The 18,490-nt window shown below is 61.4% G+C and carries 15 protein-coding genes and 2 pseudogenes; 8 read left to right on the forward strand and 9 right to left on the reverse strand.

Going from position 1 to position 18,490, the window contains the following annotated elements:
- Window positions 1-13 precede the first annotated feature (13 nt).
- Window positions 14-1,203: pseudogene (locus E3T41_RS18865) on the forward strand (IS3 family transposase).
- A gap of 148 nt (window positions 1,204-1,351) precedes the next feature.
- On the opposite strand, the gene E3T41_RS01425 reads toward E3T41_RS18865, so the two are convergent.
- The 9 genes and pseudogenes from E3T41_RS01425 to E3T41_RS18305 form a co-directional block, all read right to left on the reverse strand.
- The gene (locus tag E3T41_RS01425) at window positions 1,352-1,765 is read right to left on the reverse strand and encodes a hypothetical protein (protein ID WP_134476899.1); all 414 of its coding nucleotides are present in this window, start codon (window positions 1,763-1,765) and stop codon (window positions 1,352-1,354) included.
- Between the two features lie 409 nt (window positions 1,766-2,174).
- A complete protein-coding gene (locus tag E3T41_RS01430; protein WP_370256866.1) occupies window positions 2,175-3,959 on the reverse strand; it encodes an alpha-glucosidase in 1,785 nt (594 codons plus the stop codon).
- 70 nt (window positions 3,960-4,029) lie between these two features.
- Window positions 4,030-6,108 carry a hypothetical protein gene (locus tag E3T41_RS01435; RefSeq protein WP_134476901.1) on the reverse strand — a complete coding sequence of 693 codons (2,079 nt, stop codon included), beginning with the start codon at window positions 6,106-6,108 and terminating at the stop codon, window positions 4,030-4,032.
- A 46-nt stretch (window positions 6,109-6,154) separates the two neighbouring features.
- A complete protein-coding gene (locus E3T41_RS01440) occupies window positions 6,155-7,240 on the reverse strand; it encodes a glycosidase (RefSeq protein WP_104132073.1) in 1,086 nt (361 codons plus the stop codon).
- 7 nt (window positions 7,241-7,247) lie between these two features.
- Window positions 7,248-8,117, reverse strand: coding sequence for a carbohydrate ABC transporter permease (locus E3T41_RS01445; RefSeq protein WP_104132074.1), 870 nt, complete (start codon window positions 8,115-8,117; stop codon window positions 7,248-7,250).
- 1 nt (window position 8,118) lies between these two features.
- Window positions 8,119-9,072 carry a carbohydrate ABC transporter permease gene (locus E3T41_RS01450; protein WP_134476903.1) on the reverse strand — a complete coding sequence of 318 codons (954 nt, stop codon included), beginning with the start codon at window positions 9,070-9,072 and terminating at the stop codon, window positions 8,119-8,121.
- An 11-nt stretch (window positions 9,073-9,083) separates the two neighbouring features.
- Entirely contained in the window at window positions 9,084-10,391 is a 1,308-nt protein-coding gene (locus E3T41_RS01455) for an extracellular solute-binding protein (RefSeq protein WP_134476905.1), read from the reverse strand.
- A 38-nt stretch (window positions 10,392-10,429) separates the two neighbouring features.
- Entirely contained in the window at window positions 10,430-11,455 is a 1,026-nt protein-coding gene (locus E3T41_RS01460) for a LacI family DNA-binding transcriptional regulator (protein WP_104132077.1), read from the reverse strand.
- A gap of 242 nt (window positions 11,456-11,697) precedes the next feature.
- Window positions 11,698-11,977, reverse strand: a pseudogene (locus E3T41_RS18305) (IS21 family transposase); the annotation flags it as partial.
- Window positions 11,978-12,306: 329 nt separating this feature from the next.
- Here E3T41_RS18305 and E3T41_RS01465 point away from each other — a divergent pair.
- From E3T41_RS01465 to E3T41_RS01500, 7 genes are all read left to right on the forward strand, one after another.
- Window positions 12,307-12,981: a CatA-like O-acetyltransferase gene (locus E3T41_RS01465; protein WP_134476907.1), complete on the forward strand. Its 675-nt coding sequence runs from the start codon at window positions 12,307-12,309 to the stop codon at window positions 12,979-12,981.
- Between the two features lie 221 nt (window positions 12,982-13,202).
- Complete coding sequence (locus tag E3T41_RS18870; protein ID WP_134476954.1) at window positions 13,203-13,649, forward strand: cytidine deaminase; 447 nt, start codon at window positions 13,203-13,205, stop codon at window positions 13,647-13,649.
- 411 nt (window positions 13,650-14,060) lie between these two features.
- Window positions 14,061-14,657 carry an RNA polymerase sigma factor gene (locus E3T41_RS01480; RefSeq protein WP_241990987.1) on the forward strand — a complete coding sequence of 199 codons (597 nt, stop codon included), beginning with the start codon at window positions 14,061-14,063 and terminating at the stop codon, window positions 14,655-14,657.
- A complete protein-coding gene (locus E3T41_RS01485; protein WP_134476910.1) occupies window positions 14,623-15,738 on the forward strand; it encodes a CU044_5270 family protein in 1,116 nt (371 codons plus the stop codon). The genes E3T41_RS01480 and E3T41_RS01485 overlap by 35 nt, the downstream gene beginning before the upstream one ends.
- A 370-nt stretch (window positions 15,739-16,108) precedes the next feature.
- Complete coding sequence (locus E3T41_RS01490) at window positions 16,109-16,534, forward strand: ASCH domain-containing protein (protein ID WP_174775265.1); 426 nt, start codon at window positions 16,109-16,111, stop codon at window positions 16,532-16,534.
- 60 nt (window positions 16,535-16,594) lie between these two features.
- Window positions 16,595-17,641, forward strand: a complete 1,047-nt coding sequence (locus E3T41_RS01495; RefSeq protein ID WP_134476913.1) for a S66 peptidase family protein — start codon at window positions 16,595-16,597, stop codon at window positions 17,639-17,641.
- 121 nt (window positions 17,642-17,762) lie between these two features.
- Window positions 17,763-18,242 carry a tetratricopeptide repeat protein gene (locus tag E3T41_RS01500; RefSeq protein WP_134476916.1) on the forward strand — a complete coding sequence of 160 codons (480 nt, stop codon included), beginning with the start codon at window positions 17,763-17,765 and terminating at the stop codon, window positions 18,240-18,242.
- Window positions 18,243-18,490 lie beyond the last annotated feature (248 nt).

Consider the following 18,490-nt stretch of genomic DNA (forward strand, 5'->3'; position numbering starts at 1 on the left):
AGAGAATGTTCACATGGGAAAGACACGCCGGGAGTTCACTCCTGAGTACAAAGACGAGGCCGTGAAGCTGGTGATCAACACCGGCAGGGCGATCGCGACCGTGGCCCGCGAGCTCAGCATAAACGAGGCCTCGTTGGGCCGGTGGGTCAGCGCGTTCAAGGCCCGCAATGACACCGGCGAGACCGGAGTCACCGAGTCGGAACGGTCCGAGCTGCTCCGGCTGCGGAAAGGGAACGCGGACCTGAAACTGGATCGGGCGTTTCTAAAAAAAGCGTCCATCTTCTTCGCCCAGGAAGCGTCGGATACGAGCGCAAAGCGTTCGAACTGATGCTGGCGGAGAAGACCAATTTCACCATCACCCGCATGGTCCGCCTGCTCGAGGTGTCCCGCTCAGGATATTACGTCTGGCTCGACCGGAAGCCGTCGGACCGCATGATTCGACGGGAGGGCATCGATCAGAAAGTGGCGTGGTTCCACGGTGACTCCGACGAGGTGTACGGTTCGCCGAGAATCCTCGCCGACCTCCGCGCCGACGGGGAGACCATCTCGCGCAAGACCGTCGCCAAGACCATGCAACGCCTCGGACTGGTGGGCATCTGCCCCAAAAAGTGGAGGACCACCACGATCATCGACCATGCCGACGCTTACCCCGTCGACGCCGTCAAACGGCAATGGGATACCGGGGCCCTGAACCAGGTCTGGGTCGGTGACATCACTTATCTGAGGACTTGGGAGGGGTGGGTCTACTTGGCGACGGTGATCGACGCACACAGCCGCCGGGTCATCGGCTGGGCCATCGCCGCCCACATGCGGACCGATCTGATCGAGAATGCCCTCGTGATGGCCATGACGCTGCGCGGAGACAGGCCGGCGCAGGTCATCTTTCACAGCGACCGTGGCACCCAATATGCCTCGGCCTAGATCACCGCATTCGCGATCAAGAATGGCATCATACGCTCGATGGGATTGACCGGTATTTGCTGGGACAACGCGATGGCCGAGAGCTTCTTCGCGACGCTGAAAACCGAGTTCTACTACCGACGCGTTTGGCCCACCCGCGACCGCGCTACTCGGGAAGTCGGAGCCTGGATCGAGGACCGATACAACCGTCGGCGCCGGCACTCCTCAATCGGAGATGTCAGTCCCGTCGACTTCGAACTGCAATACTCGTCACAGACCGCGGAAGTTCAACTCGCCGCTTAACCCGTGTCCACTAACCGGGGGCAAGGCCAGATCAACGCACCGCCGCGGATGGCGCGCCGCGTGGTGCCGGGAATCGGCAGGGCACCTACACGATGTCGTTGCGGATAGAGGGCTTAGCAGCCTGGTCCCGGCTTGGAAGCGTAGCTGCTCAAGTCTCGCGTCGAAGGGCAATGATTCCCACATAGGCGAGCAGTGCCGTCCTGAACGTTCCGAGAAGACCAGCGAGGAATGCCGCATCAACGCTGAACCCTCCGCTGAAGCTGATAACGACGTACCCGACAACCGCGAGCAGCACGAGGGCGACATAGGACAGTCGGACGAGCCAACCCACCGGTGAGCGAACGACGGACATGAGAATCACTGCCGCCAACGGTGCAAGCATCATCCCGCCGAAAAGCAGAGCGGGCGCCACCCGCACAGCGCGGCCAGAGCAGGGACCCATGAGGTTACACGCCGTGGGGAATCCTTGCGCCATCCAGAATACAAGCCAAGTAACGACCACAATGGCCACCGCGGGAAGCACTAATCCGAGGCGACTTTTCAACCGAATATGGGAAGTCATGAAACGAGTGTGGCATTACGGCGCGCAGAATGGAGCACTACAGAGTCGTAGGATGACAACTCGTTATCGCTCAGGCCGGGTGGCCAACTCCAAGGGTCCAAAGGCGCTTTTAATCAAGGCGAACGAGCGCCAAGCTCCGGGACCTCCAGCGCGAGCGTGGCGGTCGTGGCGCGGCGGCTCAACATCACTAGAAAACTCGGCGTCCCGCAGGGGGTTCCCTTTGCGCGCAACTCGCTCAGCGAATCGACTTGAGGAATCACCCTTCCACGCGATCGGTGCGCGTTCGGCTTATGGGACGATGCGGTGACAGGGTCAGTTCGTGCAGCCATCTGGGCCTAGCTGAAAGTGAGCACCGGCAGGGATCACGACGCCCGCGACTGAATGACTAGACCTTGAGATCGGTGCTTGGTCAGTTGAGCTGGCGCGTCAGTACCCGTGCCTGCCATGGAGAGAGAATCAGATTGTCTACGCCTTCCTTCGCCGGGTAGTTGTCGATTACTGTCAGCGCCGTTCGCCACACGTCTGCGTTCGGCAATATGGGGCCCGGTAACTTACCAACCTCTAGGGATGCGTCGCCAAAGTTGGCCAACACGAGCAACTCCCGATCATCCAGGGTACGAGTAAAAGCTACGAGCACCGGATGCTCCGGACACAGCATTTCGAATGCACCACGTGCAATGACCGGTTCGGTATGGCGTAGCGCTATGAGGGCACGGTAGTACTCAAAGATCGATCCTGCCCGACCATGCTGCGACCGGGCATTGATGGTCGGATAATTTGGATTCACCCCGATCCAGGGCGAGCCAGCCGTAAAGCCGGCCTGCGGTTCGTCGCTCCACTGGACTGGAGTTCTCGCATTGTCACGACTGATGTGCCGGATGCCGCGGAGCACCTTCTCCGGTTCCTCGCCCAACTGGTCGACCGCCTCTGCGAAGTAGTTCAGCGACTCGATGTCACGAAAGTCCGATATTCCCCTGAACGGAACGTTGGTCATCCCGAGCTCTTCGCCTTGGTAGACATACGGTGTTCCTCGTTGCAGGTGCAACACCGTCGCAAGCATGGTTGCCGACTCGGCCCAGTAAGGACCATCATCGCCAAACCTGCTCACCGCCCGAGGCTGATCGTGGTTGTTCCAGTACAGGCTGTTCCAACCGACCTCGGCCAGGCCATCCTGCCATCTGGCAAAAGATGCTTTGAGTTCACGCACGTCCAGGGGGCGCGGATCCCACTTCCCGGAAGGGCCATGATCGAGGCCGACATGCTCGAACTGGAAGACCATGTCAAGTTCACGCCGAGCCGGGTCGGTGAATAGCCGCGCCTGGCCAACGGTCACTCCCGGCATCTCCCCAACAGTGAGAAACTGACCGACACGGCCGGCGAAGACACACTCGTGCATCTCGTGGAGGAATTCGTGGATCCTCGGGCCGTAACCATAATGCGGGAATCCGTCGGCGTAACGCTGCCCAGGTGCACAGACTCCGTCGGGAAGCGTCGAATCCTTCGAGATGAGATTAATGACATCCATGCGGAAACCGTCGACCCCGCGGTCGAGCCACCACCGCATCATCTCGTACACGGCGTCTCGCACCTCGGGATTCTCCCAGTTGAGGTCCGGCTGTTTGCGGGAGAACAGGTGCAGGTAGTACTCGCCGGAATCCTTGTCGAATTCCCAGGCCGAACCCGAAAAGAAAGACCCCCAATTAGTCGGTTCCGCACCGGGTTCTCCCGCGGTAGCCCCGTGGCGCGTCGGCCGCCACCAGTACCAGTCGCGCTTGGGGTTGTCGCGGCTCGAGGCGGATTCAACGAACCACGGATGTTCGTCCGAGGTGTGATTGACGACCAGATCCATGAGCAGCGTCATGCCGCGGCGATGAATTTCTGCCACGAGCACGTCGAAATCCGCCAGCGTACCGAAGACCGGGTCGATGGCCCGATAATCGCTGATGTCGTAGCCGTTGTCGTCGTGTGGCGATGCGTAAATCGGGGAGAGCCAGATGATATCGACACCGAGCCGCTCCAGGTGATCGAGATGCGCGATGATGCCGCGCAGGTCGCCGATTCCGTCTCCGTTCGAATCGGCGAAGCTGCGGGGGTAGATCTGGTACACGACCGACGATTGCCACCACGGCATGTCGTCAGTGCTGTCGTCGGAATCGCTACCGGTGCCTAACTGGCCTGGCTTACTGTTGTTCATGGGGCTCCGATTGGGGAACGAGAGAAGCCGCCACCCGGTTGGGCAGCGGCCTCGCTGACGTGGGCAGGAGCTACTTCTGAACCAGCGTCACCAGTGTGAACCCGCCGGCGCCAACGGATACCCGGCCCGAGCGGTCCGCCCCGTTACTGTTGTGACCCGCGGCCAGGAGCTTACCGGTAGCGTCGAACGCCTGCTGTTCCAGCAGGTAGCCCCGCGGCACTTCGCTCTTCCAGACGATGATGTCGTTGGCCGCGCTCACGTACAGGGTGGAGTCCCCACTGGATCCGGTGACGGCGACGGAAGAGATCAGCGGCTGGATGAGGAGTGCGTCCACGGAGGCCGTCCCATCGCTATGGCCGACGATCGAGGTGGCACCGGCGGCGAGGGTGCGTTCCAGCGAGAACGGGAAGATCCTTCCCGGTGCGTCCGTGATGCCTTGGGCGCCGGCACCGCCGTTGGGCGTGCTGCCCAGATCGATGCTCTTCCCGGCAGTCCAGGCCGTGCTCCCGGCCAGTTCAACCGTCTGGTTCACGATCGGGTAGATGTTCCGGGCCTGGTCGGCGGCCGGCACCGGAATCGACAGCGTGTCCCCGGCATCCAGCCCCACGTAGGCACCGCCTGACCAGTTGGACTCCCCGGTCCATGCCGAAGCGGGCGTCACGACGGATCCGCTGCCGGTGATGGTGCCGGATTCAGCCTCCATGACGCTCAGGCCGTTGGTGGAGACGGTCTCATTGATCCCCAGCGCCTTGGCCTTGAGAGCCGGATTCGCGTCGAGGATCAGCATGGAGAGCAGCGCATGGATTGTGGATTCAGCGCCGGAATTCGGGTTGACCCGTCCGTCCCGTTCGATTCCGTCGACGGCCGTTCCAGTGGCGGGGTTGTAGGCCGGGGCGCCGCTGCGGTTGGCTCCGAAGTACCAGCTTGCCGTGATGGCGGCGATGTCCAGCAGTCCAGGAGCGTCGGTGGCCTGTGCGGTGGCGACCAAGCTTTGCACTCGTGAGTCAATCCCGTAGGCAATCTGCGATTCACCGGGCGTCGGCGTCCATGCGTTGTCCGCTCCACCGGCTGCCAGGAGCTGTGGGGTGAACTGCGCGGCATCCTTGATAGCCGCCGTCAGCAGGTCAGGCCGGTCCAGCACGTCGGCGGCCGTGGCGACGGCGGCCGGAGCCATTCCGCCCCAGGCGTGCCAAAGCGTCTGTGACTTGTTCCACGGAAGGATGGCACCGAACGGCCACTGGTTGACCGATCCGGACGACATCGCGGCGATGCCCTCGGTCAGCTGAGTCAGTGCCGTGGTGGCGATGGCGTCGGTCGGTTCTGCGCTGGCATATGCGACAAGTCCGAGCACGGCCTCGGCCGAGGCATCCGCCCCACCCGCGATCAACCAGGCCGGGACCTTCACGCCGTCGGCCACGTCATAGTTGCCATATTCGGCCAGCGATTGCTCGTTCAGGGAGGCGAGCGCTAGGTGCAGGCGGTCTTGCAGGAAGGCGGCGAACTCCGGGTCGGCCGACTTGAACGCGGCGTATCCCTCTCCCAGTGCCCACACCGTGCGCGCCAACCAATAGGATTCGGCCGAGTCGCTCGGGTCTGGCAGTTCGACGGGTGTCGCACTGGGCGCCAGGCTGCCATCCGTCTGCTGCCAGAGCACTACGTTGCCGACGTTGGGGCCGGTCGTGGTCTGCAGGTAGGTGAGCGAGCGAAGAGTCTGGAATGCGTACTCCCGGCTGGTCTCATCGCCGGTCTGTTGCCAGTGCCGCAGGTAGACGACGGCGGTGCGGGAGATATCGTCCGCGTTGTAGGCGCCCTGGCTCCAGTGGCCGGTCACCGGGTCCAGCGAACCGCCGCCGACGCGCGTGTACCTGCCTTTGCTGTTGTCCGCATAGGTCCATGGAGCCAGGACCTTAGGATTCTCGTCAAGCCGGTAGGTGGTGTGTCCCTCGACCGCCGTGAGCTGCACGGTGTCGAGCAGAAAGTTCAGATGCGCCAGATTGGTCAGGGGCGCCGTCGACGTTGGCGAGCCGTGGGCGAGCGCTGACGCGGGTACCGCGGCCGCGGCGCTCGCACCCGCCAGGAGCATCGATAGCGCGGCAGCGAGGGCCACCGGCATGGATATCAGTCTTCGACGAACATGGTCGTGCGTCATGTGCCTCTCCTTGTTAGGGTCATGGGTGGGATCAGATCAATGAGACCTAAACGCGGTCGAGTTTGGCGATACCGATCTTGGAATCGGCCATTCCGTAGAACACGAATAGCTGGCCGGCGATCTTTTCGATCGCTGTTGGAAATACCACGTTTGGCACGATGCCAGAAATTTCGTCCTCGGTTTCGGGTGCCAGCAGTGGCTTGTCAGTGCGGGCGATCACGATGGACGGGTCATCGGCGTCGAGAATCATGGCGCCCGCGGCGTAGTTGACCTTCTGCTGATGGTCGAACGCCGATTTCTCCAGCGCCCCAGCGACACCGTGGTGGATTAGCAGCCAGCCCTCGTCGACCCGGATTGGCGCCGGCCCACCGCCGATCTTGAGCGCCTCGAACGGATACTCGCTCAGGGCGACGAGCTTGTGCTTGCCCATGTGCACCAGGTTGCGGATATCCGCCTGCACGTCGGCCACGGCGACGTAGGAGATCCAGATGCCGGGGCGGTTGTCGGTGAGGCCGGCGGGCAGGTGCTCACCCTCGCCTTCGCGGATCCAGCCCAGGTCCCACATGGGCCGGTGCAGCATCGCGTAGGACAGGAAGCCATCTGGGTCGTTCACCGGCTCGGGGAAGAACACCGCGTCCTTGTTCGGAAACAGGTTTAGGTCTAGGGACAGCTCGGCCTTGTACTCGAACAGGCACGGGCCGAGGCGTTCCCAGGTGCGCAGATCCTCGGAGTAGGCGAAGGCCAGGCGCGGCCCCATCGGTCCGTACGCCACGTACGTCATCAGGTGTCTGCCAAGGGACGGCACCCAGGTGACGCGCGGGTCTTCGGTGCCGGCGTTATTCCGGCCGCGTTCCCAGCCCTCGTCGGGGGCGAGCACGATGCCTTCGCGCTCGACGCCGGAGGGTACGCCGTCGTCACTGATGATGATCCTGGCGATCCCTACCCGGGAGACGTTTCCCTTGGCCACTAGCCGCGGCAGGAGGTAGAGCACGCCGTCGGGGCCACGGCCGCTGGCAGGGTTCAGCACACCTTCGGCTTCGAGGTCGTTGCCCTCTTCCGGCGTCATGATGACGCCGGCGCGGGTGAGCGTAAACGGAACGGTTGGCAATGCAGATGTTGGTGCGGAGTTCATGAGTCAGTTAGCCCTTTACGCTGGATCCGAGATTGGTGGAAATGAATTGACGCTGAAAGAAAATGAACAACGCGATGGCGGGTGCTGCGAGCACACAGGCGCCGGCCAGAATTGCCCCGAACGGATTGGAGGCTGTCGCCGCGATGTTGGAGATGTAGTTGGCTAGTGACACGGCCAGCGGCTGAAGGGCCGCATCTTTCGTGATAAGGAATGGCCAGAGAAACTCGTTCCAGGGGCCGATGAAGGTCAACAGGATGGCCGTGACGATGGCCGGGCGCACCAGCGGGATGGCGATCTGCCACAGAATCCGAAGCTCGCTGGCGCCATCGATCCGGGCCGCCTCGAATAGGCTCGCGGGCAGCTGTAGGAAATATTGCCGGAATACGAATACCGCGGTGGAGTTGATGGCGAACGGCAGGATCATGCCGAGGTAGCTGTCGGCGAGGCCGTAGTCGCGCGCAATCATCACGTACAGTGGGATGAGCAGCAGTTGGAACGGGATCATCTGTACCAGCAGCATCATGCCGAATACCACGCCCCGGCCCCGGAACTGCATCTGCGCCAGGGCGTAGCCCACCAGGAGGCCGAACACTACGGTGCACAGGATGACGCCGCCGGTGAAAATGCCCGAGTTCATCAGACCGGTCAGCAGACTGATCCGGTCGTTGATCTCGGTGTAGTTTTCCAAACTGAGATTGGCTGGATTGGGAAAGGCACCGGCTACCGACGTGTCTGGTGAGGCCTGCAGTGAACCGATGAGCATGTAGTAGAACGGGAAGAGGAATACGAAGGCGCCGACGGCGAGCAGCAGAAAGCTGCCAACTGTCAGGTTCCGGCGTTTCTCAGTTTTTTCCTGGTGAGACTTGATCCGAGCCATTTCAGTCCTCCTTTCCGCCGACGAGGCGTTTCTGAATCAGGGCGACCAGCAGGACGCCGAGCACCAGCACGACGCCCAGTGCGGCCGCAATATCCGGGTTTCCCTGAAGGATCCCCTTTTGGTACATCAGGAATACCGGAGAGCTGGATGCGCCGTCCGGCCCGCCGCCTCCGGTGAGCAGGTAGGGCTCCGTGAACAGATTGGCACCGGTAATAGTGGCGAGGAGGGTGACGAGTACGCTGGCCGAGCGCACGCCGGGGACGGTGATGTTCCAGAATTGTGCCCATTTGTTTGCGCCGTCCACGGAGGCGGATTCGTAGTGTTCTTCTGGGATGTTCTGCAGCGCGGCCAGATATAGCAGGATGAAGAATCCCAGCTGTTTCCAGGTCACATACAGCGCGACGGTGGGCATCGCCAGCCAGGAGCTGACCAGCCAGGATGGGTCGGGGGCCAACGGACCGAGCAGGGCGTTGACCAGACCGTTCTCCTGGAACAGGAACAGCCACACGCCGACGACGGCGACACTGGCCGTGACGTAGGGCACGAAGTAGCTCACACGAAAGAACGTCCGCAACTTCGTCACCCGGTTGAGGGCGTTGGCCAGGATCAGCGACAAGCCGACCGTGAGCGGAACGTTGATGACCAGAAAAATCAGGATGTTGAGGAAAGAGCGTTGCACGGCCGGGTCGGACAGGATCGTGACGTAGTTGTCCAAGCCGACGAACGGCCGGTCCACCTGCACCCCGGGGGCGGTGAAGAAGTAATCGTGGAATGAGATGTAAATGGCATAGCCGAGGGGGAACGCCAGGACCCCGAGGATGTACACCACATACGGTGCGCTGAACAGCAGGCCCAGCGGCTGACGGCCCAGGAGAGATGTTCTCTTCCTGAGGCGCGTCAGCTTCCGGTTTGCCGTCACCCCGACCGGGTTGTCTTGGACGGTGCGGAGTGACATGGGAATCGCCGTTAGTTCTGCGCTACGAGTTGGTCAATTTTTTCGGCTGCATCTTGAAAGGCCTCGTCAATGCTTTCGTTTTCGAAGACCACGGATGCTGCGTAGGCCGTGCGAAAAGTCTGCCAGACCTCGACCGAGTTGGAAACGTTGGGCACCTCAACGGTGCGCGCAGCCTGGTCGGCGAACTGCCCATACGCCGGGTTCGCGGCGAAGTAGTCAGCGTAGGTGCTGGTCAGGTCTTCACGCATCGGCATCTGTCCAGTGAGCGCCAGAAGACTTCCGTCCTGCTCCTCACTTGTGGCGAATTTCAGCACCTCCCAAGCCGTCCCCTGGTTCTCGCAGGCGGAATACAGACCGATGTTCTTGGCGTCTGAGAAGGTATAGCCGTCATCCTGCGCCTCGGCACCGGGAATCGCGACGGCGCCCCAGTTGACCCCGTCCTTGTAAGCATTGATGGCCCACGGACCGGCCAACGACATGGCCGACTTGCCCTCGGCGAAGGAGTCGCCCTGGTACACCTCTTTGGAAGCCAGGTTCTCCTGGTAAAGGGTCTCGAACATTGTGGCCACCTGCTTGCCCGCTTCGCTGTCGAAAGTCGCCTTGCCGTCCTCAACCAGTGAGGCACCATTAGAGTTGGCCGCATAGAACGGGTAGAAGTCGAACCACGACTGGAAGAAGTCACTGGCCGGGGAAGGCCAGATGGCGTTCTGTACGGCGCCGGATTCCACCAGTGCCCGTGCGGTGTCGAGGAATTCAGCCTGAGTGGCCAGCTGCGGGTTCTCAGCGTCCAGACCTGCCGCGGTGAAGATGTCCTTGTTGTAGAACAGCACCACCGGGTTCGATTTCCACGGCATCTGGTACGTCTTGCCGTCGCTCGACTGGTACTGGCCGGCTAGGTCCCCAGTGCGCTCCGCGAGGTAGTCGGCACCATCCGGGAAGGAATCCAATGCCACCAGGCCGCCCTGTTTCTGGAACTGAGGCACGGCCACCGGGGCGGTGTTGAAGACCAGGCAGGGGGCGTTGCCAGCGGTGATGGCGGCGCCGATGACTTCCTCACTGCTCTTGCCGGCCGGGATTTGCTGGCCGGTGACCTGCTCATCCGGGTTGGCGGCGTTCCAGTCGGCCACCATTTTCTCGGCCCACTGGACTTCAAATTCGTTGTTGGAGTACCAGACCTTGATCGGACCGGTCGCGGTGAGTGCTCCGCTCGCGTCCTTGCTGTCGCTCCCCCCGCTACTGCAGGCTGCCAGGACGATGGTGCCCGCCACGGCGACGGCCGTCATGGTAAGTCGGCGGGCAGTGATTTTTGAACGCTTCATTGCATCTCCTCGGAAGGTAACTGTGTTGGTGCAGGGTGTTAGGTCGAAACGAATCTGACCGGTCCGGTAGAGCTTCGGACCAGAAGCTTGGGTGGGGGAAGAACGATGTCCTGCCCGTCGTGGGTGCCGGCGATCTGGTCCAGCAGCACCGTGGCGGCCAACCGACCCCACCTAAGCGGGTCAGACGAGATCGTGGTCAGCGGTGGATTGAGATACTGGGCAAATTCGGCATTGTCGAAGCCGGTAATAGATAGGTCATCGGGCACGGTAAACCCGTGGGTCTGGGCGAACGACTGCCCAGCGGTGGCCATCAGGTCGTTGGCGTACACGATAGCGGTGGGTCGATCCGGCCGGCGCAGCAGGGTTTCGGTGGCGGCGATCCCCCCGGGCGCGGTGAAATCGGCGTCGACGAAGAGGTCAGCTGGTAACCCGGCCGCGGAAAGTGCCCTTTCCCACGCAAGACGTCGGCTGCGGCCGTGAACGTAGGCCTGCGCTCCGCCGACATGGGCGATGCGGGTGTGCCCCAATCTGATGAGATGGTCGACAGCGTCCGTGATTGCGTCCGTGTCATCCGTGCGCAGGGCAGGAAACGGGGAGGGTGTATCCGAACGCTCCAGCGTGACTGCGGGAAGCTTGAGTTCTTGGAGGAGGGCAATCCTGGAATCGTCGTTTCGCATGTCGGTGAGGATCACACCATCCACTCGTCCACCTTCGACGAGCTTGCGGTAGCTGCGCTCCTCCGCGTCGGAATCGGTGGCTATGGTGAGGACCAGAGTGTATTCATGCTCGACCAGGGTGGATTCGATGCCGGCGATAAAGGCGGGAAAGAACGGGTCTGTGCCCAACAGCTTCAGATCACGAGCGACGACGAGCCCTAACGCAAAGGCCTTCGATGAGGAGAACCCCTTGGCGCGCAGGCTCGGCTTCCACCCGAGCTGTCTAGCTGCCTCCATGATGCGCTGGCGGGTCACGTCGCTGACGCCCGGCCGTCCGTTGAGCGCATAAGAGACGGCCCCCTTGCTCACGCCGGCCGCACGAGCAACGTCGCTGATCGTGACCGCCATACGTCTGCCTCCTTGCAACGACAGGCCAGTGACTAGGTTCACTGAACCGGTTCAGTGAACCCGACTCTAACCGGGTCCGGTGCCAAACGTCAAGAGTGCACAAATGATCGGGTCGGGCACCTACCGTCACAGCTCGCTAAAGACCGGGGAGTCAAGTCGCCGCCCGGGAGACACACCGAGGCTGACCCATAGGGGTTGGCTCAGGCTAGATCGAGGCCACCCTAGGTAAGCTATCGGCGCGGGGGCGTATCCTCATGAGGAACGAACACCTTCGGGAGCCGGCCAGCTTCGACATCGATCTCGGGTTGACGACTGCGGACGTAATTGCGGACCGTCGAAATTACGACAGGTCGGCCGCAGCATGCCCGTCTGCAAGCCGCGCGAAAACCCGGCGCGCGGTATGACCCTGCTTGCGCGGAGCATCTCGTCGATGGCGCCCTCGAGCGCATCCAACCGTGGCGCCGTGCGAACCCGCACCTTCCGCTCCGGCGGCTCAGCTTATGACAACGCCAGACGGACTGTCGGCGGCCAGTCACGGTCACCGAACAGCGTCATCTGAACTACCGGCTCAGAGCGGTCCAAGCGCAACGATTCACCATCACGCGCTCGAAATCGCTACTTATGCAACCGCAGATCGACCGACGAGACGCCTCGCAACCCACGGGCGACAAGACGCTGACTACCCACTCTGAGCCAACGCAGAAAACCAAGTCGATGCGCCAAATAGCGAGCACAGAACGCCGCCACAGACCACCGAAATCCCGAAATCATATACTGAAGCGTCCCGTTGAGGGTTCCGCTTACGGGCGCTCAGTATTCGGTTGTGGCGACTGGGCCGTGGGGAGGTCAGGATGGGGAAAGATGATTTTGTGAAACACAAAACACCCATTGACCTAGCCACCTGGCCGCGTCGAGAACATTTCCACTATTACCAAACCCGTGTTCCGTGCACGTACAGCGTGACAGTCCAGCTCGATGCGACCCGTTTTGTAGCCGCGCTGCGGGATACCGGCACAAAAATCTATCCGGCACAAATCTGGGCGATCGCCTCCGTCGGGAACAATCACGAGGAATTTCGGATGACTGTTGACAAGGAAGGCCGCCCGTCAATTTGGAATGTTGTGCATCCGGCGTTCACTGTGTTGAATCCCGACCGCGAGACCTTCGCAAGCGTCTGGACCGACTATAACCAGGATTTCTCACAGTTCTACGACCAGGCGGTGGCGTTGCTGTCGACACATCGAACGGCGACCACAATGTTTCCACAAGGCGACGTGTCAGACAACGTCTTCGACATCTCAAGTCTGCCTTGGCTGTCGTTCAGTGGATTCGAGCTGAACATCGCCCACGGACACGACCATTACCTGCCTATCTTCACTCTCGGTAAATACGTCGAGCAGGCGGGGCAAGTGACACTCCCGTTCGCCCTGCAGATTCATCACGCTTACGCGGATGGGTTCCATGCCGCCCACTTCATCAACGAGGTTCAAGAGATTTTGGACGCCAGCGCAAACTGGATCGCATAAGCTCAGACACCATTTCCGGCAAGAGGTCCTCTTGTGGGTGAGGTCACATCGGGATGTCTCGGTTGTCGTCAACCCGTGCTGCTCGAGAAAAGTCTTGCGGGACGCATGCTCTCTGCACTGCCGATCCGTATCTGGCTATGTCAACCCAAATGGGACCCATCGGGGCGGCCTAAGCGGGATCCTCCAGCGGGGGCAGGGATCTCTGGGAGACTTCTTGGATGATGAAAGCTGACCAGAATTTGTTTGACCGTGCCGTGGATCAGATGACGCTCCGCTGGCCAGATGCTTCCGAAGCGACGGCGGCGGCGGCTTATTTGGATGACGGGTCTGTCCTCACGGGGGTTTCGTTAGACAACTTCAACGCGACTATGAACCTTTGTGCCGAAACGGGTCCCATCTGCGAGGCCTATTCCCAGGGCCGGCGAATCGTCGCGTCGATCTGTGTAAGCCGCGAACCTGGCAGGGAAGGTTTCACGGTGTTGTCACCTTGTGGGGCATGCCAAGAAAGGCTCGCCATCTGGGGTCCGACTGTGGAGGTCGGTGTCAGTGACCCCAGCAGCTCGTCGGGTTGGTCGAGTCGTCCTCTGCTTGCCGTGAATCCTTACTACTGGGCGGCAGCTTTCGCCGAGGATGACGTGTGGCCGTCGGCGGCTCAACACGGGAGTTGATCCTGCAGAGCGCCGCGACAAGTTTTATGGCTGCTGGCGGTCTTGCCGATTGTGCGTATGCGCGAGTCGATAAGAAGGCGTGCCGGTCTCGATGATGGTGCCGTTGAACGTCAAGAGCTAGTGGCCCCGGGCGAGGTTGCCCGGCGCGACAAACTCAAAGTTTGATCGTCCCGTAGAGGGTTCCACTTACGGGCGGGCCGCGTGGGGTCTGGTGCGGACCGAGAATGTACCCTCACGTGAAAGAGGTCAGGCGTGCCGTCATGCTGTTGCTGCCGGGAAAGTGCTCCTCTGGCGGTCCGTGCACGTTCGAAAGTCGCTCGGACGAGTAGCTCGTTCTCAGTGCATGCCAGGTCTCCCTGAAGCCGAAACAATTAGCGTGAACCAATGTTAGGGAAATGAGCAATACCTTTTGTGAGCGAAGATAGCGACATCATCAGAAGGTCCGGGGCAACACCCGCGGCGTTCGCCGAGCTGTACGACCGGTATGCGCGGGCTGTGTTCCGCTATGCCGCCGGTCGTGTGGGCAATGGCTATGCCGACGACATCATGTCGGAAACGTTCCTTGTGGCCTTTGAACGGCGGGAGTCATTCGATATCACCATTGGAGACGCGCGGCCGTGGCTGTTCGGAATTGCGACGACGTTAATGCGCAAGCACTCCCGGGTGGAGGCGAAGGCGTGGAAGGGTCTTGTCGCCGACGGCGCAGCGGCTGTGCCTGATGATGCTATTGAGGCTATCGGGTCGCGAATCGACGCGGAATTTGCAGTGAAGGCGATCGCGGCCGCATTGCGAAAGATGCCGACGCGTGATCGTGATGCCCTACTTCTGTACGCCTGGGCTGACTTGGACTACGAGGGTGTTGCCCAGGCGCTGCGGATCCCGGTCGGAACCGTCCGCTCACGTCTGAACCGCGCACGGCGCACGCTGCGCGCGGCTAGCCACCGGGGCTCAACCCCGGATCAGGAGGTGGAGCATGGACGAAATAACGTTGCTGCGGAGACTGCGTGAAGACCGGAATCCAACAGACGAATCAGTGGCCCGTGGACGGGCGGCACTGTTCATCAAGATCAACGCGGTCGCACCCAAGGAGCGTGTGACCACTGCCCGTCGTCGCTTCACTCTCGCCGGTCTCGGTGCTGCCGGCGTGTTCGCCATCGTGGGGGTCCTCGTCGCCACGAACGTGCTGGGGTTCGGTGGCTGGCGCGGGGGCGCCGATGCAGCCGCAGCTGCCATACTCGAACGCGCCGCTATCGCGGCATTCACCTTCGATGACGTCCCACTGGCTGCGGGACAGTACCTTCATGTTTCGAGCCAGACAGTGCATGTCACTGATGGGCAGGAGCAGAACGGTCCCGTGATTGCTTTCCGGATCAAGGAGTCGAGCGAGCTGTATGTGCCGGCGGATCGCGCCGATGACTGGGTTTGGGTTCGGGAACCAATTAGTGTCGTCGACGTTCTCTCCCCAGGCGGTGAGGACATGGTCGAGCGCTCCTACCCTTCCAGCGAGCAGGCCCGAGACCCCGAGCTGTTGCGGGCACCCTTCGGCGCTTTCTATGGGAACACCGCAGAGAGTCAGTGGGGCGACTTTGCCTCGATGCCCCGGGACCCTTACCGGCTTTTGAACCACATCTACCTCACGACCATCGGCGCTGGATCGTCACCAGACGGCGAGGCACTCGTGTTCATTGCCGACACCCTTCGACAGGGTACGGCTCCCGCCGACTTACGCGCCGCTCTACTCCGCGCCGCCGCGATGATTCCCGGCGTGACGATCACCGATGATCAAGCCACCCTCAACGGCCAGACAGGGACCGCCATCGGACGGGTCGAAAGCGAAAATGGGCTCCGCCAGGAGATCATCATCGACCCTACTTCCGGACGCCTGATCGGCGAACGTGAGGTTGCCGTGGTCGCGATACCGGAATCGAGCATTGCCGCAGGCGACGTGTGGCGCTGGTCGAGCGTACATACTTCCGTCGTCGATGCGGCCCCTGCCGGTGGAGCCCCGAACGGAGCCAGCAACCTTGCGGACTGCGTGCCTGGCGAGCGTCCAGGTGAGATGTACTGCCCACCAGAGGGCAAGAAGTGATGGGGCACCCGCCGCTCATCAGCCGCATCGATTGCGCCGGGACTTTCTCTCAACCTGTCCCGTTGCCATTGGAGCCGCCGGTCGAGGTCCCTATTAGTAAGTGAGGTATTGAGCCGGGTGCGCATTGGAGAATATCCGAACAGCGCATCCGGCTTACTGCGTTTGTCAGCCCGATCACTTGATTGCCTTGCCAGGCCACCGGGACGCGTAGTCCACAATCCGGTGGCTTGGCGCCGAACATCGCCACTACGGCTCCGGATACCCGTAGAGGGTTCCCCCCTGCGGGCACACGCTGCGCTGGGAGTCGCCACCCGGCACCATCCGGGTGCAGATTACTTTTATTGACTGGTCAACACGACAGACTTGGGTGATGACCAACATTGATTCGCTTCCCATCGCGGAGTTCGGATTCCCCGGGGCGCTCCGCGACAAGCTCGTTTTCGCTATCTGCGATGGAAGTAAGTCCTCAACGACGTCGCTTGTGGCGGAGTATCGGATTGAAAACGAACCTGTGCCGCAGGCTGGTTCACGCCAGGCTGTCGTGGATTCGGAGGGGCGGCGACTCTTGATCATCGAAACAACGCATGTGGAACAGGTTCGGCTATCCGAGGTGCCATGGGAGCATGCGCGCGACGAGGGCGAGGGGCATTCGTCGTTATCTGAGTGGCGTTTCGCACACGAGCGATTCTGGGAGGGTGATGAACTGCGGTCCGTTCTGATGGAACCAACTTTTGTTGTGGATGACGACACACTTGTGGTGCTTGAACGGTTTAGAGTCGTCGACGGTTCCCGCTGAGCTTTCCTTTGCGGACGTTATGACGTGCGTGGCGTTCCGATCCTCTGATTCAATGACTGGATGCGCACATTCACTAACGTCCCCAAGGCCGCTGTCGGCGATCGGGTCGCTATTCTATCCCCGGCGTTCGCGGCTCCGGCGGTGTCCGAGGCCATCCACGAGCAGGCGATGCGGCGCCTCACAGAAGTCACTGGGCTTGTGCCGGTTGAGTATCCGACGACACGGCAGCTCGGTGCGAGCGCCGAGGCGCGAGCTGCCGATATTGAGGCGGCGTTCGCTGATCCAAGTATTCGGGCGGTTCTTGCAACGATCGGAGGGGATGATCAGATCACCGTCATCCCACACATCGACACCGACATCCTCGCCTCAAACCCTAAACCGTTCCTCGGATACAGCGACAACACAAACCTGCACAACCTTCTCTGGAACCTCGGGGTGCCCAGCTACTACGGTGGCTCAACACAAGTTCACCTCGGACCAGGCCCGCATGTCGATGACGTGCATGTGGCTTCACTGCGTGCGGCGCTTCTTGACGGAGGCAGTATCGACCTCACCGATCCGGGCGAGTCCGAAGACTTCGGCATCTCGTGGACGGATCGCCGCGCTCTAACCGAATTCGGTATTCGTGAACCGACCGAACCGTGGTCATGGGCGGGCGCAACAACGGTGGCCGAAGGTCCAACGTGGGGCGGATGCATCGAAGTCATCGATCAGATCGCTCTCGCCAACCGGATGCCCGACGTCGCCGACCTGGACGGGGCGATTCTCCTGCTCGAAACGAGCGAGGAACTCCCAAATGCCGACACAGTGAAGCGTTGGGTGCGTGCCCTGGGTGAACGAGGAGTTCTCAATGCCGTCGCCGGTGTTCTCGTCGCCCGTCCACCCGTCAGCGAACTGCATTCAGCTGTCCCATTAGCGATCGAGTGCGCTCGACTGCGCGCAGTTCAGCGTGACACCATCATCGAGCAAGTCGCGCGATATAACTCCGAAGCCGTGATCTGTGTCGGAGTGCCATTTGGACACACCAGACCGCAGTGGATCGTCCCGCACGGCCAAACGATCCGGCTCGACGGCATAGCCCGTACAGTCAGCGCCGACTACAGCTGAGTCAGCGCACTGCGTTTCGAAACGTCCGCCGCACAACTAACGGTGGCGACTCCACGCGCTTCCGCAGAGGGTTCCCCATTGGGCAGTGCTCAAGCAGTCCTGCAGTCTGCCAAAATTGGCCATGGCCAACTGGGAAGAACGCATCAGAAGATTCTGGCTGGAGGCCAGTGACTCCGACGCAGACGTCATTCTCGGTTCAATGCAACTCCTGGCCGCAGAGCGGGACGACGATGATCCGGCCGCCATCTACGAGTGGGCGTCGGTGCAAGACTTTCTTGGACGGGAAGCGGAAGCGATCCCGCTTTACCGACGTGCGCTAGACCTAGGCCTCGACCCTGTCCGTCGATCTCAAGCTCTCATCCAGCTGGCCAGCTCACTTCGTAACATCGGTGAGACCACCGAAGCGATCAAGATTCTGGAAGGCGTTAGCTCCGACCCTACGATCGGCGATGCAGGCGAAGCTTTCCTGGCGTTATCGCTCTTCGACGCTGGGCGTCCTGGCGACGCTTTACGAGTCGCCCTCAAGGTTTTGGGGAAGACGCTGCCCCTCTATCAAGGCGTCATTGACCGATATGCCGACGCTATTGTCGATCCCAAGTAACCGCCAGCGCGCGCGACGAACAAAAGAGTCGAGCGTCCCGTAGGGGGTTCCTCTTGCGGATGCATGACAAGGCGAAGACGGGCAGAAATTGCAATAGAGTCAGCGCAGGATGAAGAGCAGGATGGCACTGACGCGGTCTACCCTCTCTGTCAACCTTGGATAAGGCACCGGGATCGTCCCGAATAGTGTCGTAGAGGGCGGGGAAGGAGTTCCCCTTGACGAACGCAGGAATGACAGGAGTCAGCTCG

The organism is Cryobacterium sp. Hh38, from assembly GCF_004403235.1.
GTDB lineage: Bacteria > Actinomycetota > Actinomycetes > Actinomycetales > Microbacteriaceae > Cryobacterium > Cryobacterium levicorallinum.

Bases quoted from the DNA above. Each gene is read 5' to 3' on its own strand.
- E3T41_RS01495 (WP_134476913.1), top strand. From the start codon at position 16,595: ATGCGCACATTCACTAACGTCCCCAAGGCCGCTGTCGGCGATCGGGTC.
- E3T41_RS01430 (WP_370256866.1), bottom strand. From the start codon at position 3,959: ATGAACAACAGTAAGCCAGGCCAGTTAGGCACCGGTAGCGATTCCGAC.
- E3T41_RS01445 (WP_104132074.1), bottom strand. From the start codon at position 8,117: ATGGCTCGGATCAAGTCTCACCAGGAAAAAACTGAGAAACGCCGGAAC.
- E3T41_RS01455 (WP_134476905.1), bottom strand. From the start codon at position 10,391: ATGAAGCGTTCAAAAATCACTGCCCGCCGACTTACCATGACGGCCGTC.
- E3T41_RS01450 (WP_134476903.1), bottom strand. From the start codon at position 9,072: ATGTCACTCCGCACCGTCCAAGACAACCCGGTCGGGGTGACGGCAAAC.
- E3T41_RS01485 (WP_134476910.1), top strand. From the start codon at position 14,623: ATGGACGAAATAACGTTGCTGCGGAGACTGCGTGAAGACCGGAATCCA.
- E3T41_RS01500 (WP_134476916.1), top strand. From the start codon at position 17,763: ATGGCCAACTGGGAAGAACGCATCAGAAGATTCTGGCTGGAGGCCAGT.
- E3T41_RS01490 (WP_174775265.1), top strand. From the start codon at position 16,109: ATGACCAACATTGATTCGCTTCCCATCGCGGAGTTCGGATTCCCCGGG.
- E3T41_RS01440 (WP_104132073.1), bottom strand. From the start codon at position 7,240: ATGAACTCCGCACCAACATCTGCATTGCCAACCGTTCCGTTTACGCTC.
- E3T41_RS01435 (WP_134476901.1), bottom strand. From the start codon at position 6,108: ATGACGCACGACCATGTTCGTCGAAGACTGATATCCATGCCGGTGGCC.
- E3T41_RS01465 (WP_134476907.1), top strand. From the start codon at position 12,307: ATGGGGAAAGATGATTTTGTGAAACACAAAACACCCATTGACCTAGCC.
- E3T41_RS18870 (WP_134476954.1), top strand. From the start codon at position 13,203: ATGAAAGCTGACCAGAATTTGTTTGACCGTGCCGTGGATCAGATGACG.
- E3T41_RS01460 (WP_104132077.1), bottom strand. From the start codon at position 11,455: ATGGCGGTCACGATCAGCGACGTTGCTCGTGCGGCCGGCGTGAGCAAG.
- E3T41_RS01425 (WP_134476899.1), bottom strand. From the start codon at position 1,765: ATGACTTCCCATATTCGGTTGAAAAGTCGCCTCGGATTAGTGCTTCCC.